Genomic DNA, 14,592 nt, shown 5'->3' on the forward strand with positions numbered 1-14,592 from the left:
ATTATAAAACGATCCATGGTCAATTGTGGCAACAGATGAATCTTCATGGATAATATATGAATCACGATGACGCCGCTCCGGCAGGCAACCGTTATGCTGGATACGTCGCTTCGGCATTGGCATTAATTTTGACAGCTTATTTTCTTGGTTCGTTAAGCGCGGTCCAAGAGGGTGAGACTATACGATATAACTTGCAGTGGGTGCCCTCATTGGGTGTCGGCTTAAATTTTATGATTGACGGCCTTTCATTGATTTTTTCGGTATTAATTGCCGGGATTGGAACGTTGATATTTCTCTATGCCACTGGCTACATGGGCAATCATCGGCACTTTATCCGCTTCATTTTATATCTGTTCACTTTTATGCTTTCGATTCTCGGCTTAGTCTTGGCAAGTGATCTCATAACGCTTTTCGTGTTCTGGGAGCTTACAAGCGTCACATCCTATTTGCTCATCGGCTTCAATCACAATGATCCGGCGGCTCGCCGAAATGCGCTACAAGCGATGCTAATAACGGCTGCGGGTGGTTTGGCGCTGCTAGCTGGCTTCATACTGATAGGTAACGTCTCTGACAGTTATGATCTTGCTGTGATTTTGCAGGATGGCAATATTAAAGACAGTAGCCTTTACCACGGAATATTAATTCTAATTCTTCTGGGTGCGTTCACAAAGTCTGCACAGTTTCCATTTCATTTTTGGCTCCCTAACGCCATGTCTGCTCCGACGCCGGTATCAGCCTATCTCCATTCAGCAACGATGGTGAATGCAGGGGTTTATCTGCTCGCAAGATTGCATCCCGCTCTGGGCGGCACCTTGGTCTGGACAGTTGCTTTGACCACAGCGGGAGCAATTACGGCAGTGCTGGCTTCGATACTGGCGTTTCGTCAGACGGATCTTAAGCAAGCATTGGCTTACACCACGCTTATGGCACTTGGCGTCATAACATTAATGTTGGCCGGAAATTCCAGCTATGCGTTGACCGCTGCGGTGACATTCCTTGTCGTTCATTCTTTATATAAAGCTGCACTTTTCATGGTTGTAGGATCGATAGATCATGGAACTGGGACGCGGGACATTCGCAGGCTTTCAGGGTTAGCGAAGGCGATGCCGTGGACTGCTACGGCAGGAGTTTTGGCGGCAACATCCATGGCAGGACTACCACCATTCCTTGGTTGGATAGGAAAAGAATTGTTATATGCAGGCTCCTTAACAATGGATGCCGCGCCTCTTGTGATCGTAAGCCTGGTGGCGTCGAATGCTTTAATTTTTGCAATTGCCGGCATCGTTGGGCTAAAGCCGTTCCTCAAGCAATCAAGTCAGACTCCGACAAAGTCGCATGAAGCAGGTCTGACCATGCTAGCTGGACCGCTCGTACTAGGTTTGATGGGTTTAGTTGTTGGATTGTTTTCCCAAAGCCTTATCGGGTCAATTGTAGAAGTCACAGTCACGGAAAGTCTCGCCCGCGAAAAGGCAGCGGAGCTGACACTTTGGGCAGGATTTAATCTGCCGCTCGCCTTAAGTGCGATGACGTTCTCGTTGGGAGCTATCCTATACTTAAAATCTAACAAAATCCGGCCTTTTGTAGATAGACTTGCCGCCCGTTTCCCGGACTTCGACAGACTTTGGGATAACTTTCTCGACGGTTTCCGATCATTTGCTGCATTTCAGACGCGCCTTATTCAGCCCGGAGAATTGACGATTTATCTTCGCAACGTTTTCTTAGTTTTAGCGCTAGCTAGCCTTACAACGTTGATGTTGAAGCGACCATCCATATCAGTGGATCCATCAGCTCCACCTTTGATTTGGCTAATCGCATTATTTACGGCAGCTGGTGCATTACTGGCAGTTACAACGAAGTCTCGTATCGCTGCTATTTCTGGTATTGGTACGATGGGAGTAGGTGTCGCTCTCATTTTCATATTCTTCGGTGCACCAGATGTCGCAACGACCCAATTGATGGTAGAAGTGCTTGCGGCTGTCATGTTTGGCATTGCAGCATTGAGGCTACCGAGGATCGTTGAAAAACGGAGCTTTCCGAAGCGATTATTTCACGCCTGCATTGCATGTGTGATTGGCGGGACTTTTTCGCTCACGCTCCTCGCTATCTCGTCCAATCCGCTCGATCGGCATATTACCGCGTTCTTTGAACAAAACGCCTACGCACTCGCGCATGGTTTGAACATCGTGAACGTCATTCTTGTCGATTTCCGCGCACTCGATACCTTTGGCGAGATTACGGTCGTCTTGCTCGCAGCAGTAGGTGCTTATTCGCTTTTGACGCGCCGGACGAAGAAGAGAAAAACATGAATTCGTTGATCCTTAGAACAGGCGCAAGATTGCTCACTGCCTTATTTCTCCTATTTTCGCTTTACGTTTTGCTAAGAGGCCACAACGCACCTGGTGGCGGCTTTATTGGTGGGTTAATAGGCGCTGCCGGATTTACGCTTTATGCTTTTGCAACAGGTACTGCGCACGCACGCTCAGCCCTCAAAGTTGACCCTCAAACTGTCGGTGCAATTGGGATGGGCGTTGCACTCATTGCGGGATTGTTCCCGGCGATGTCTGGCGGCAGTCCGTTTACGGGGCTTTGGCTCACTATAGGCAATATACCAATCTCGACCGTTCTCTTATTTGACATTGGCGTTTACCTGGCCGTTTTTGGAGCAATTCTCACACTTGTTTTTGGTCTCGAGGAGATGCGCTCATGAGTACTGTGCTCGCTCTTCTTGCAGGTTTCCTTCTAGCCGTTGCAATTTATCTGATGCTTTCCGGTAATTTACTGCGTTTTTTGTTCGGCCTTCTTCTGCTCTCTAACGGTGTCAATATTGCAATATTCTCATCGGGGCGGCTCAACCTCGGCACACCACCTTTACTTCAACAATCTGGAGGCCTGCCAGACGTAACGATGGCAAATGCGCTCCCTCAGGCTCTTCTTTTAACAGCGATTGTCATTGGCTTCGGGTTATTTGCGTTTGCCCTTGCTCTCACCTTGAGAGCCTATCGCAGCTTTGGACATTTGGAAGTTGACGAAATGAGAGCCGCCGAGCCGAAGGAAACCCATCAATGAGCTGGGTTCTTTCTCTTCCAATCCTGATACCTATGGCATCAGCAGTTTTGACATTCCTTGCACGCAACAATCGTTGGGGCTCGTGGATTTCGATACTCGGCTCTTTATTGCTGCTGGTGAGTTCAATAGTCCTTTTGATAAAAGTAAGTGAAAATGGCATAATTTCAGCTCAGATGAGTGGTTGGAGCGCTCCTTTTGGAATAACTCTTGTTGCTGATCATCTCACCGCAGCCATGGTTCTGATTACTGGAATTATCGGTGTTGCAGTATCCATTTTCGCTAAAGCTGAAATTGGTCAGAAGTCGCAACGTTTGGGATATCACGCACTTTATCAGACACTTCTCGCAGGTGTGGCTGGTGCCTTTTTGACTGGAGATTTGTTTAATCTCTACGTCTGGTTCGAAGTGATGCTCATTTCCTCTTTTGGTCTTTTGGTTATTGGCGGACGTAGAGAGGCCATCGATGGTGCGGTCAAATACGTAACGCTTAACCTAATCTCGACGGTTTTCTTCCTTGCAGGCGCGGGGTTGTTATATGGTGCAACAGGAACATTGAACATGGCTGATCTGCGGGGCGCTGTTGCGAGCGCTCCAGATCAAAACCTAATGTCGGTGATTGCGGTGTTATTCATGTTTGCCTTTGGCCTGAAGGCAGCCGTGTTTCCATTATTTTTCTGGCTCCCTGCATCTTATCATACCCCTCACTATTCGGTATCGGCGATTTTCGCGGGTCTCCTAACTAAAGTTGGCGTGTATGCGTTAATTCGGACGTTCACGCTAATTTTTGTTACCGACGTTGGTTTCACCCATACCATACTCTTATGGGTTGCTGTGCTTACGATGCTGACGGGCGTATTGGCGGCTGCAGCGCAAAGTGATTTCCGAAAAATCCTGTCATTCCATATTGTTAGCCAAATAGGGTATATGGTGCTAGGGCTGGCTTTGATGACACCTTTGGCTGTTGCTGGAGCCATTTTCTACCTGGTTCACCACATCATCGTGAAAGCAAATCTGTTCTTGATTGCAGGCATCTCCGCCAAAATTACTGGAAGCTCTGATTTATATAAAATCGGAGGTTTATATAAGTCTGCGCCATTGCTGGCGTTCCTGTTTCTGATACCAGCCTTCTCACTCGCTGGCTTCCCGCCTTTATCGGGGTTTTGGGCGAAATATCTTCTTGTAAAAGCGTCATTGGATATTCAATTCTGGCTTGTGGCAGCGATCGCACTGTTAGTCGGATTGATCACAATATTCTCGATGACAAAAATATGGGCTGAGGTCTTCTGGAAGGATCATACACGCGGAGTTGAGCCCACACTGTCACAGTTGGATCCGCGACAGCGGTTTTGCATGCTTACGCCAGTCATTGTGTTGGCTGCTATGACGGTTTTTATCGGGCTGCAGCCAGAACCTTTTCTCAAATTTGCGATGGTTGGTGCCAACCAGCTTCTAGATCCTCAAGCCTATGTAAACACTGTTCTAGGAGCTAGATCGCAATGATGATTTTTGCGTTGAATATTGTTTTATCAATCGTGTGGTCAGCGCTTTGGAATAGCTTTTCCGTAGCCATGCTAACATCAGGGTTCTTGGTTGGATATTTAGTCTTATGGTTGTGCCGGGGCCTCGTTGGCGATCCTAGGCAGGTGAATTATTTTTGCACACTGCCCCAAGCAATTGTTTTAGCGTTATACTTCACAAAAGAGTTGGTGCTTTCGTGTATCAATGTGGCGAGAGACGTTATTGCACCGCGCCCAAGATTGAATCCTGCGATTGTAAAAATGCCGTTGGATGCCAAGAGCGATTTGGAAATATTCTTGGTAGCAAATCTAATCTCGCTCACGCCAGGAACTCTAACTCTGGATGTAGCGCACGATAAAAGCTTCCTCCTAATTCACTCGATATATGCAGATGATCCCGACGCGCTTGTCGCGGAGCTGAAATCCGGCATGGAGTATCGTGTCAGGAAGGTTTTTCAGCCATGACAGCCTCAGACTTTATGAATTTATGTGTGAAAATCAGTATGTGGATGGTGATTTTATCGCTGCTAATCGGGTTTGCACGCCTCCTAAAAGGCCCATCGCTCGCTGATCGCGTATTGTCTCTGGATATGCTTACGGCTTTGGTTATCGTCTTTAGCAGTCTTTATGCCATCCAAACGGAAGCCGCTGCTTATCTTGATATAGCTATTGCTTTGGCGCTAGTCAGCTTCATATCGGTTGCAGCGTTAGCGCGATATGCGTCTCGTCAAACGAGGAGAAATAGCTCCAATGATTGAAATAATAGTGGCTGCTTTCGCGCTGACTGCGGGGGCTTTTTCTCTCATTGCTGCTGTGGGTATATTCAGATTTCCTGACGCACTTTCACGAATGCATGCGGCTTCGAAGGTGGGAACATTTGCCGCGAGCTTAGCACTTATTGCGGCTGCAATTCACATTGGAACCGTCAGTGCCGCGACAAGATCTTTATTAGCGATTGTGTTCTTACTCCTTACGGCACCAATCGGTGCGCATCTGTTGGGACGCGCAGCAGCATGGCGTTCATATCGGTTAACATCCGAAGAAGGTGATAATTCAAAACGCAGAAGAAGCGATCTCGACTTAAAAGTGAGAAAATCATGAACCTCAAATACCCGATCGCGGCATTGGGAATAATGATTGGTCTGAATGCCTATCTCTCTGGTAGACCAGTTCCCGTGGAGCATTACACCAACAACCATGAACATAGAAAGATTATGCTTAGCAAATGCACTGAGGGGCAGGAAAGAGGAAAGAATTGTGATAATGCGCGTATGGCGGAATTTATTTTAAATAGCCATAAAGATGAAGAACAAAACGAATATAAAGAATAGTATTATTAAATACTGGCTCTATAATATTGTTTTTTCTTATTTTAGTGTTATTTACATTATAATTGCTAACATGAATTATAGATAATTATAAATTTTCTAATAATATTGACAAAATTTTGTCCGGTCCTAGGTTGACATTTACCCCTTCGATATTCCAGTTCTGCGAGACACAATGCCAGCCAAGTTTATTATAAATCCGCCCGTATTCTTTGGTTCGATAATCATCATAGGATTATTTCTGGCAGTAGGCGTAATAGCCCCAGATCAGGCGTCCGAAATTTTTGCCGCTCTGCAAAATAGTATTCTGGCGAATTTTGGATGGTTTTACCTTCTGGTTGTGGGAATTTTTCTCGCGAGTGTTTTGCTGCTCAGTTTGGGCCGGTACGGCCGCCTAAAATTAGGGCCCGACGATTCCACACCAGACTTTAGTTTTATGTCGTGGATCGCGATGCTGTTCGCAGCAGGTATGGGCATTGGCCTTATGTATTATGCCGTAGGCGAGCCAATGTCCCATTTCATGGCCCCGCCGACAGCTGAGCCACGCTCGATCGAAGCGACACGACAAGCAATGGCTGTGACGTTCTTTCATTGGGGTATTCATGCGTGGGCGATCTATGCTGTTGTGGGTCTGTCACTTGCTTATTTTGGCTATCGCTACAATCTTCCTCTAACGATCCGATCAGGCCTTTATCCTCTTTTGAAAGAGCGGATTAACGGCCCTGTTGGTCACGCTGTTGATATTTTTGCCATTGTCGGAACAATGTTCGGTATTGCAACCTCTCTTGGACTTGGCGTCTCGCAAATTAATGCCGGGCTAAATTATCTGACGGGAGTTCCCATCGGTTTAGAGGTACAGCTTCCGCTAATATTGGTCATTACAGGACTTGCGACCATATCCGTTGTCACAGGACTTGATAAAGGCGTTCGCATTTTGTCAGAAGTAAACCTTCTGATTGCAATTTTGCTTATGCTGTTTGTCCTCCTTGTGGGACCAACAGCACAGCTCTTTCGCGATTTTGTTCAGAATATCGGTCTTTATCTCGATTCCTTAGTACTGAGAACCTTCAATATATATGCCTACCAGCCCACACCATGGATTGATGACTGGACACTTTTCTATTGGGCATGGTGGATTTCCTGGTCACCCTTTGTCGGCATGTTCATCGCTCGTATTTCCAGAGGTAGAACAGTACGAGAATTTGTTACAGCTGTTTTGTTTATTCCAGCCGGTTTCACATTTTTTTGGATGACTGTTTTCGGAAACTCCGCGATCTTGATTGACACAACCGTTGCCAACGGAAAGCTGGGGGCCGAGATAGCTGCCGACGTGTCGGTTGGTCTCTTCCATTTCTTTGAATACCTTCCCTGGACAACATTGACTTCAACGCTTGCCGTCCTTTTGGTCGCGATTTTCTTCATTACGTCTTCGGACTCTGGGTCGTTGGTCGTGGATTCTATTGCTGCTGGTGGTGAGACAGAAACGACGACAGCTCAACGGGTCTTCTGGTGCGCACTGGAAGGTATCGTGGCTGCCAGCCTGCTTGTTGCAGGGGGATTAGGTGCCCTTCAATCGGTGACTATCGCAAGTGCACTTCCATTTTCTATCGTCATTCTTGTTCTTGTTTGGTCGCTTTTCAAAGGCATGCGAGCCGATCTTGCCCAGCAAGTCGCACATGCGGGAATTCCAAATGCGCCAACGGCACAACCAGCATCAGGTCTGACCTGGCAGCGCAGGTTGGGGTTAATGCTGCATGCGCCTTCCGAACGTGAAGTGCTAACGTTTATCGAAGGTCCGGCGATGAAGGCACTTTCAGAAGTCGCGTCAGAACTCAACAATCGTGGACGCGACACGGTCGTGGTGTCGGAAGACAACGGTTCGATAGCGCTGCGCTCCTCCGCAGATGGTGTTCGTGACTTCATTTACGGAATAATGCCAGCCTCACACCAGATTCCGGCTTTCTCGACTATGGCCGTGGGAAAACCGGAATTCCGATTTGAAGCAAGAACCTATTTTTCGAGTGGGGGTCGTGGCTATGATGTCATGGGCATGACAAAAGAACAATTGATCTCGGACGTACTGGTCCAGTTTGAGCGTTACCTGGCGTTGGTTTACACACCAGAAACGCAACTGGTCCATCGCGCACCGGAGCATTCAGCCGACATGTGATCATCGGCCCACCAAATTCAAAATGTTAACAACTGAGACAGGAATAATGGAACAAAAAGCGACCGAAATCTTTGAAAATACTAATCAATTTTTGTTCCAAATATCAGATCTGCTTTTGCGCTATTCTCTATCGACACTCGGTGCAATTTTGATCCTATGCGCAGGATGGATATTAGCTGGAACACTTCAACGCTGGGCAGTCACTTCACTATCAAACGTCCGTGGGCTTGATAAAACAATCTCAAAATTTTTTGGCGGAGTGATCCGCTATGGAATACTTGCTATTGTTCTTGTGATGGTTCTGGGCCAGTTCGGCGTCCAGACCGCCTCAATACTTGCGGCACTGGGAGCAATCGGTCTCGCAATTGGCCTCGCCTTGCAAGGAACGCTTCAGAATATTGCAGCTGGCATTATGCTTCTGGTTCTCCGGCCCTTTCGTGTTGGAGAGTTTATAAGCGCAGGCAGTGTGGTGGGAACTGTTGAAGAGATAGGCCTGTTTACGACTGAGCTTAAATCTTACGACGGCATATACATTATGGCTCCAAATTCTACTCTTTGGAACACCTCTGTTACGAATTACAGTCGCCTTAAAGCGCGGATGCACGACTTCAAGGTCCGCATAGGATACGATGACAGCATCGATGACGCTTTCAAAATAATTGAGAACATTGTTTCGTCGCAAGAGGGCGTTCTGGCGGATCCCAAACCAGCGTTTTTTGTCGATGAACTCGCCGATAGTGCAATAATATTGTGCTATCGCTATTGGGTTGACAGCAGTCATTATTGGGATGTGGTTCGCAACACCACTAAGTCCGTGAAAACTTCCTTTGACGCGGCCGGTATAAAAATACCCTATCAGCAGGTTACCTACCATATGAAAGCCCAAAACTAGATTTTCATGCATTATCCTATCAAAGGCCATGCGCCGATTGGATTGTGCTCTATTCGCCCCTTTGTGCCTCCCGTTTGATAAAAGCAGCCATGCCTTCGGTTTGAATTTCATTGACTACTTCCCGAAGCATGGTGCCGAAAATACCTTCCGTTAATTTCTCAGGGAGAACATCAGGGCAAACTGCTGCAACGGCTCGAATTATTTCCTCGGGAGCAGCCGTATTCCTTAAAGCTCGCTGAAGCTCAGTTGCGCGCGGGTCATTCAACGTTTGTGGATTACCATCACTGTCTTTCTGAATAAGATAGGCAAGCCAGGCGGCCAGCGAAAATGCAAAAGGACGTATTGATCCACCAGCTGCAATTGTCTCTAGAGCCGGAGCTGTTATGCGTTGAGGTAGCTTTTGAGTACCGTCCATTGCAATTTGAGTTGTTGAGTGCGCGATAGCCGGGTTGGAAAACCGCTCAGCTAGCGCAGATGAATAGGCGTCGAGGTCAATTGATAGGCCCTTGACGGTTGCAGCAGCGGCTGCAAGATGACGCTTCACAAGGAGGGCATGGTTATGGTCGGACATAACATCGCGTACCAATGCTTTGCCGGACAAGAGCCCACTATACGCAAGCATCGAATGCGCACCATTCAGCATCCGAAGCTTCATATTTTCATACGCAGTAACATCTTCGACAAATAGGACACCGGCACATTCCCATTCCGGTCGTCCGGCGCAAAACTGATCTTCAATCACCCATTGTGAGAATGGTTCTGTTTCCACCGCAGCGTAGTCTTCGCGTCCCGTAAGCTCGGCTGCAAGTTTCACCGTTGCTGAACTTGAGGCCGGCGTGATCCGATCCACCATTGAAGATGGAAAGCTCGCATTGTTTGCTATCCAACTGAACAGTTCTTCTCCATGGACTTCTTTCGCGAATGTAAGGACTGCATTGCGAAGTTTCTGACCATTATGAGATAGATTGTCACAACTTAGCACTGTAAAGGGTGGTAAGCCTTTTTCCATTCGCCTGTTGAGTGCCAAGGCAATCAGTCCGATTACGCCCTTAGGCGTCTGAGGATTTTCAAGATCGAATACGATCGCAGGATGGCTACGATCTAGTAGACCATCGCTGGATATTCCATAGCCTTTTTCTGTGACTGTCAAACTGACAATTCGGCAGTGGGGTGCTGTCATTGCTTGCAGTGTACCGCGACTTACATCCACCCCGGCCAATACATTTTCAAGCGCGCCAACCACCCGCGCCTCTGTGGATGCACTGCGCGTGATCAGCGTGTAATGCCCTTGTTGCGGGTTCAAGCTCTCGGCGACGGCAGTTCCTCGCAGTGAAACGCCAATGACGCGCCAGTCGCCACCTTTTTGTGCCAACACCCTATCGGTATAATCGAGCAGATGGGCGCGCGCAAAATTACCCAGTCCCAAATGGACAATCCCAGCCTCATAGTTTTCCGGCGCATATGCCGGCCAACAGGCTAACGCGCTCTCATTTCGCTGTGCAGAAAGCCGCCTCATTCAACAACCTTAACATTTGTATGCGATAGAGCAGTCATAATTCCGCGTAGCTCAGCTAGACCTTTCAACCGACCAATAGATGGGTAACCCGGCTGTGCTCTTCTGTTGAGATCATCCAGAATATCCTGACCATGGTCAGGTCGCATGGGGATTTGCCAGTCGTTACGGTTTTGAGCCTTCCGGCGGTTTTCTTCGGCAAGAATGGCCGCAACCATTGCGACCATATCGGTGTGACCGTCCAGGTGAGCCGCTTCATGGAACGACCCGCCGAGATGAGATTCCTCAAGTCTGACATTGCGCAGATGAAGAAAATGGACCCGATTACCCAGACGTTTCATCATACCAGGCAGATCATTATCCGCGCGTGTGCCCAGTGATCCGGTGCAAAGAGTAATGCCATTGGCTGGAATATTAACGGCATCCATCACAGTCTTATAATCGGCTTCGGTGGACATGATACGCGGCAGGCCAAGCAGTGGGAACGGTGGATCATCCGGATGGCAGCATAGGCGCACACCGAGTTCTTCTGCCAGCGGGCTGACTTCAGCCAGAAAATCGATCAAATGCCCGCGCAGATGTTCAGGCGAAATACTGTCGTAATGTGCAAGATGAAGCTTTACATCGTCCATCGACATGCGTTCGGCAGCACCGGGCAAGCCGAACACGACATTGCCTGCAAGTTCGAGACGTCGCTCATCGGACATCTCTGTAAAACGTTTGCGAGCGGCTTCGCGAACTTCGGGACTATAGTCGTCTGCTGCGCTGTCGCGTTGCAGAAGAAACAAATCAAAGGCCGCAAAATCGATCGCGTCATAGCGCATACAGGTGGCACCGTTTGGTAATCGGTAAGCCAGATCGGTACGCGTCCAGTCAAGAATTGGCATGAAATTATAGCAAATGACCTCGATACCTGCATCACGCAGGTTACACATGGAAGTCTTCCAGTTTGCTATATGTTGTTTCCAATTTCCCGTCTGACGTTTGATATCCTCGGAGACAGGAAGACTTTCAACGACTTCCCATCGCAGACCGGAGGGATCCCCGTTTTTCATTTGAGAAAGGTCGGCTTTTCGCCTTTCAATTTCTGCAGGCGACCAAACAGCGCCCGTCGTAACATGGTGAAGGGCTGTTACAACGCCTTCCACACCTGCCTGCAACATATCGTCAATGGATACCAGGTCCTTGGGGCCGAACCAGCGCCAGGTCTGTCTCATATTATCGTCTCTCTGTTTTCAGTGCCGTGCGGACGCAGCGGCAAAAGCAATTTGAACCTTGACCGATTGGGAACGGTCGGTAGCCAAGCGAAATGCGGAAAGCGCTTCAGTCACGGAAAATGTGGCCGTAATGATCGGACGCGGGTCAATTGTACGCGATCCGATCAGCTGAACAGCTTCAGCAAATTCAGCATCGAAACGTTGCGAACCGATGAACTGTATTTCTTTGCCAACCATCACATTCAATGGCATCGTTGTCGGCCCTGCAACACCCACTTGCACCATAGTTCCGAGGGGGCGCAAACATGAGATTGCGTCATTTATTGCGGGGGCCGCAGCGGAACACTCGAAGACCAGATCAACCTTGCCTTTGTCCTCTTTCCAACGGTCAAGTCCGGTTGGATCGGCTGCAATGTTGACTATGTGGTTGGCGCCCATTTTTGTAGCAATCGCAAGTGTTGCGTCTTGAATATCCGTTACGATAATTTCGGAAGCGCCACGTCTTTTTGCCACCGCTACACAAAGCGCACCTATCGGACCTGCTCCAGTTACCAGCACGACTTTGCCCGATAGGCTACCGGCAATTGCCTCACCCCGATTGGCTGCATGTAAACACACAGCCAGCGGTTCTGCACACGCCGCTGCACCCGGATCGATTTCATCAGGCACACCAAAACATTGGTCAGCTTCGATTACTATTCTGTCGCGAAACATTCCTTGCTGGTGCGGAAAGTACATTGCGGAACCTTTGAATCGCATTGCTGTGCAGTGGCGCGGAAGGCCCTGTTGGCAGTAACTGCACGTACCGCAAGGCTGCGAGGGGTTCAGGGCCACAAGCTGGCCACGCGTCAGGCCTGTCACTCCTTCTCCAAGCGCTTCGATCCGCCCGGATGCCTCATGCCCCAGAATGATCGGTTCGCGAACGCGGATGGTTCCGATACCGCCTTCCAGCCAGTAATGCAGATCGGATCCACAAATTCCGCCAGCTTGTATTGCGACCATAACCTGACCTGGCCCCGGTCTTTCGAGAGGCCTGTTCTCAATGCGCAAGTCATCCTGAGCATGAAGGCAAACGACACGTGTTAGCGATTGTTCTGGCATCATAACCTCAAGGCATCAAAGTGTTGGGCAACCAAGTCGCCAAAGGTGGGAAATAGCTAACCATCAGAAGGACAATAATATTGGTGATGATGTAGGGAATAATTGCTCTGATCACCGGAGATAGAGGAAGTCGTGCGATGTTTGAGGCCACGAAAAGGCAAACCCCGACAGGAGGTGTCGTTAGACCGATCATCAGATTCAGGACAGCAAAACACGCGAAGTGTATGGGATCTATACCGACGGCAATAGCGAGAGCCTGCAACGGCACGAACAGAATGATCAACGCGGCAATCGTTTCCATGAACATGCCAACAAACAAAAGCAGAAGGTTGATCAGCAAGATGACGAGAAACTTGTTGTCCGTAACTGACAGAACTGCATCGGCGAGAGCCTGTGGAATACGCTCCGCGACTAGGATCCAACCAAACACATTTGCGGTTCCTACCAATACCAAAATTCCGGCAGAACTAATGGCACTGTCGATAATGATCTTGGGAATACGACTTACTGGTAATTCCCGATAGATAAAAATGCCGACGAGGGCAGCATAAAGACAGGCTACCACGGCTGTTTCTGTTGGCGTAGTAACACCGATCAGCAGTCCGCCGACGATCAGTGCTGTCATTGCTATTGCCCAGATCGCTCCGGTGAACGACGTGAACAACTCACGGACACCCTTCCAGTTTTCACGTGGAAAATTCTTTTTCTTTGCGATGAAATAAGTTGTTACCATCATCGCGAAGCCCATTAGGAGGCCTGGCATTGCACCAGCCAGAAAGAGCTTTCCAACGGAGAGGCCAGAGAGCGAGCCGACAATAATCATGGGAACGCTTGGGGGGATCATCGGGCCAACTGTCGATGAAGCAGCCGTAACTGCGGCTGAGAAATCAGCTGGGTATCCGACTTTTTTCATCCCAGGGATCATCATGCCGCCAACAGATGCCACATCGGCGACTGCAGTTCCTGAAATGCCGCCAAAAAGCATGGAAGCTGCGATGTTTGCTTGTGCCAATCCGCCGCGCATCCAACCAACCAAAGCATTGGCAAAGCGAATGATCCGCTCTGTTATGCCGCCGGAGTTCATCAGGTTGCCCGCCAAAATAAAGCCTGGAATGCAAAGCAGCACAAAACTGTCCATTCCAGCATACATTTTCTGAGGAATGACAACCAATGGGATATCCGCGAAAAGAAGATACGCCATTGAAGACAAGCCCAACGTCACCGCTACAGGCAAGCCGATAGCTAGTCCAAAGACAAATGTGCCAAGAAGAAGGGTCAGGCCCATTAATTTTCCTCCGAATTGGGGATGGGTCGCCCATCATGGCGGCCTGTCAGCATCTCTATGATGCGCATGAGCGCCCAAATGGTTAGCGCTACGAAAAGGATAAGTTGAGATGCGTGGATGAAATCCATGCGCCAACCAAGAGAAGGCGCGGTTTGACGGCTGCCAATGGTAGTGTAGTCCCATGCAGCGGGCAAAAGAACGACGGCAAAAACCACGGTTAATATTGCACTGAACAATCGCAGCAGCCATGGCATGCGCCCCGGCAGGCTCTCACATAACAGGTCAACATTGACCATATCGCCGCTGCGTAAGGCTAGGCCCGCACCTAGCGCGCCGATGTACAGCAGGCAAAACCTCGTGAGCTCTTCCGTCCAGACTGGTGCCGTGCTCAAAAATGTGCGGGCATAAACCTGTAATAAGACTGAGCCCATAAGCACAAGAAATGTTGCGAGTATCAGAAGGCGACAGACACCTTCCAATCCTTTAAATGTTTTTGTCATGGTG

15 protein-coding genes are annotated in these 14,592 nt (G+C 48.8%); 10 read left to right on the top strand and 5 right to left on the bottom strand.

What is annotated here, in order from left to right; genetic code table 11:
• Positions 1 to 56: 56 nt before the first annotated feature.
• From mbhE to WH356_RS20345, 10 genes are all read left to right on the top strand, one after another.
• Positions 57 to 2,306 (top strand): hydrogen gas-evolving membrane-bound hydrogenase subunit E, encoded by a 2,250-nt coding sequence (mbhE, locus tag WH356_RS20305; RefSeq protein WP_339514074.1) that lies wholly within the window; start codon positions 57 to 59, stop codon positions 2,304 to 2,306.
• Positions 2,303 to 2,707, top strand: coding sequence for a Na+/H+ antiporter subunit B (locus WH356_RS20310; RefSeq protein WP_339514076.1), 405 nt, complete (start codon positions 2,303 to 2,305; stop codon positions 2,705 to 2,707). The genes mbhE and WH356_RS20310 overlap by 4 nt, the downstream gene beginning before the upstream one ends.
• A complete protein-coding gene (locus tag WH356_RS20315; protein WP_094507544.1) occupies positions 2,704 to 3,066 on the top strand; it encodes a Na+/H+ antiporter subunit C in 363 nt (120 codons plus the stop codon). The genes WH356_RS20310 and WH356_RS20315 overlap by 4 nt, the downstream gene beginning before the upstream one ends.
• Positions 3,063 to 4,565: a Na+/H+ antiporter subunit D gene (locus WH356_RS20320; RefSeq protein WP_339514077.1), complete on the top strand. Its 1,503-nt coding sequence runs from the start codon at positions 3,063 to 3,065 to the stop codon at positions 4,563 to 4,565. Before WH356_RS20315 ends, WH356_RS20320 begins: the two co-directional genes overlap by 4 nt.
• Positions 4,562 to 5,047, top strand: a complete 486-nt coding sequence (locus tag WH356_RS20325) for a Na+/H+ antiporter subunit E (RefSeq protein WP_339514079.1) — start codon at positions 4,562 to 4,564, stop codon at positions 5,045 to 5,047. Before WH356_RS20320 ends, WH356_RS20325 begins: the two co-directional genes overlap by 4 nt.
• Before the next feature lie 44 nt (positions 5,048 to 5,091).
• Positions 5,092 to 5,340 carry a monovalent cation/H+ antiporter complex subunit F gene (locus WH356_RS24130; protein WP_445253707.1) on the top strand — a complete coding sequence of 83 codons (249 nt, stop codon included), beginning with the start codon at positions 5,092 to 5,094 and terminating at the stop codon, positions 5,338 to 5,340.
• Positions 5,333 to 5,683: a monovalent cation/H(+) antiporter subunit G gene (mnhG, locus tag WH356_RS20330; RefSeq protein ID WP_339514081.1), complete on the top strand. Its 351-nt coding sequence runs from the start codon at positions 5,333 to 5,335 to the stop codon at positions 5,681 to 5,683. The genes WH356_RS24130 and mnhG overlap by 8 nt, the downstream gene beginning before the upstream one ends.
• Complete coding sequence (locus tag WH356_RS20335; protein ID WP_339514083.1) at positions 5,680 to 5,913, top strand: hypothetical protein; 234 nt, start codon at positions 5,680 to 5,682, stop codon at positions 5,911 to 5,913. Before mnhG ends, WH356_RS20335 begins: the two co-directional genes overlap by 4 nt.
• Before the next feature lie 172 nt (positions 5,914 to 6,085).
• Positions 6,086 to 8,080: a BCCT family transporter gene (locus tag WH356_RS20340; protein ID WP_339514085.1), complete on the top strand. Its 1,995-nt coding sequence runs from the start codon at positions 6,086 to 6,088 to the stop codon at positions 8,078 to 8,080.
• Between the two features lie 46 nt (positions 8,081 to 8,126).
• Complete coding sequence (locus WH356_RS20345) at positions 8,127 to 8,972, top strand: mechanosensitive ion channel family protein (protein ID WP_339514087.1); 846 nt, start codon at positions 8,127 to 8,129, stop codon at positions 8,970 to 8,972.
• Between the two features lie 49 nt (positions 8,973 to 9,021).
• Here WH356_RS20345 and WH356_RS20350 read toward each other — a convergent pair whose 3' ends face one another.
• Genes WH356_RS20350 through WH356_RS20370 form a run of 5 tightly spaced genes read right to left on the bottom strand, consistent with a single transcriptional unit; the run spans position 9,022 to position 14,588 of the window.
• Positions 9,022 to 10,488, bottom strand: a complete 1,467-nt coding sequence (locus tag WH356_RS20350) for a mannitol dehydrogenase family protein (RefSeq protein ID WP_339514089.1) — start codon at positions 10,486 to 10,488, stop codon at positions 9,022 to 9,024.
• A complete protein-coding gene (gene uxuA, locus WH356_RS20355; protein WP_339514091.1) occupies positions 10,485 to 11,702 on the bottom strand; it encodes a mannonate dehydratase in 1,218 nt (405 codons plus the stop codon). The genes WH356_RS20350 and uxuA overlap by 4 nt, the downstream gene beginning before the upstream one ends.
• A gap of 18 nt (positions 11,703 to 11,720) precedes the next feature.
• Positions 11,721 to 12,803 carry an L-idonate 5-dehydrogenase gene (locus WH356_RS20360; RefSeq protein WP_339514093.1) on the bottom strand — a complete coding sequence of 361 codons (1,083 nt, stop codon included), beginning with the start codon at positions 12,801 to 12,803 and terminating at the stop codon, positions 11,721 to 11,723.
• A gap of 7 nt (positions 12,804 to 12,810) precedes the next feature.
• On the bottom strand, positions 12,811 to 14,088 hold the full coding sequence (locus tag WH356_RS20365; RefSeq protein WP_339514094.1) for a TRAP transporter large permease: 1,278 nt from the start codon (positions 14,086 to 14,088) through the stop codon (positions 12,811 to 12,813).
• Positions 14,088 to 14,588 carry a TRAP transporter small permease gene (locus WH356_RS20370; protein ID WP_339514096.1) on the bottom strand — a complete coding sequence of 167 codons (501 nt, stop codon included), beginning with the start codon at positions 14,586 to 14,588 and terminating at the stop codon, positions 14,088 to 14,090. The genes WH356_RS20365 and WH356_RS20370 overlap by 1 nt, the downstream gene beginning before the upstream one ends.
• Positions 14,589 to 14,592 lie beyond the last annotated feature (4 nt).

It is taken from the genome of Ochrobactrum sp. MYb379 (assembly GCF_037479515.1).
GTDB lineage: Bacteria > Pseudomonadota > Alphaproteobacteria > Rhizobiales > Rhizobiaceae > Brucella.

Excerpts from the sequence above, each read along its gene's own strand:
- WH356_RS20370 (WP_339514096.1), bottom strand. The coding sequence starts at position 14,588 with ATGACAAAAACATTTAAAGGATTGGAAGGTGTCTGTCGCCTTCTGATA.
- WH356_RS20310 (WP_339514076.1), top strand. The coding sequence starts at position 2,303 with ATGAATTCGTTGATCCTTAGAACAGGCGCAAGATTGCTCACTGCCTTA.
- mbhE (WP_339514074.1), top strand. The coding sequence starts at position 57 with ATGAATCACGATGACGCCGCTCCGGCAGGCAACCGTTATGCTGGATAC.
- uxuA (WP_339514091.1), bottom strand. The coding sequence starts at position 11,702 with ATGAGACAGACCTGGCGCTGGTTCGGCCCCAAGGACCTGGTATCCATT.
- WH356_RS24130 (WP_445253707.1), top strand. The coding sequence starts at position 5,092 with ATGGTGATTTTATCGCTGCTAATCGGGTTTGCACGCCTCCTAAAAGGC.
- mnhG (WP_339514081.1), top strand. The coding sequence starts at position 5,333 with ATGATTGAAATAATAGTGGCTGCTTTCGCGCTGACTGCGGGGGCTTTT.
- WH356_RS20345 (WP_339514087.1), top strand. The coding sequence starts at position 8,127 with ATGGAACAAAAAGCGACCGAAATCTTTGAAAATACTAATCAATTTTTG.
- WH356_RS20360 (WP_339514093.1), bottom strand. The coding sequence starts at position 12,803 with ATGCCAGAACAATCGCTAACACGTGTCGTTTGCCTTCATGCTCAGGAT.
- WH356_RS20335 (WP_339514083.1), top strand. The coding sequence starts at position 5,680 with ATGAACCTCAAATACCCGATCGCGGCATTGGGAATAATGATTGGTCTG.
- WH356_RS20340 (WP_339514085.1), top strand. The coding sequence starts at position 6,086 with ATGCCAGCCAAGTTTATTATAAATCCGCCCGTATTCTTTGGTTCGATA.
- WH356_RS20325 (WP_339514079.1), top strand. The coding sequence starts at position 4,562 with ATGATGATTTTTGCGTTGAATATTGTTTTATCAATCGTGTGGTCAGCG.
- WH356_RS20365 (WP_339514094.1), bottom strand. The coding sequence starts at position 14,088 with ATGGGCCTGACCCTTCTTCTTGGCACATTTGTCTTTGGACTAGCTATC.
- WH356_RS20315 (WP_094507544.1), top strand. The coding sequence starts at position 2,704 with ATGAGTACTGTGCTCGCTCTTCTTGCAGGTTTCCTTCTAGCCGTTGCA.
- WH356_RS20350 (WP_339514089.1), bottom strand. The coding sequence starts at position 10,488 with ATGAGGCGGCTTTCTGCACAGCGAAATGAGAGCGCGTTAGCCTGTTGG.
- WH356_RS20320 (WP_339514077.1), top strand. The coding sequence starts at position 3,063 with ATGAGCTGGGTTCTTTCTCTTCCAATCCTGATACCTATGGCATCAGCA.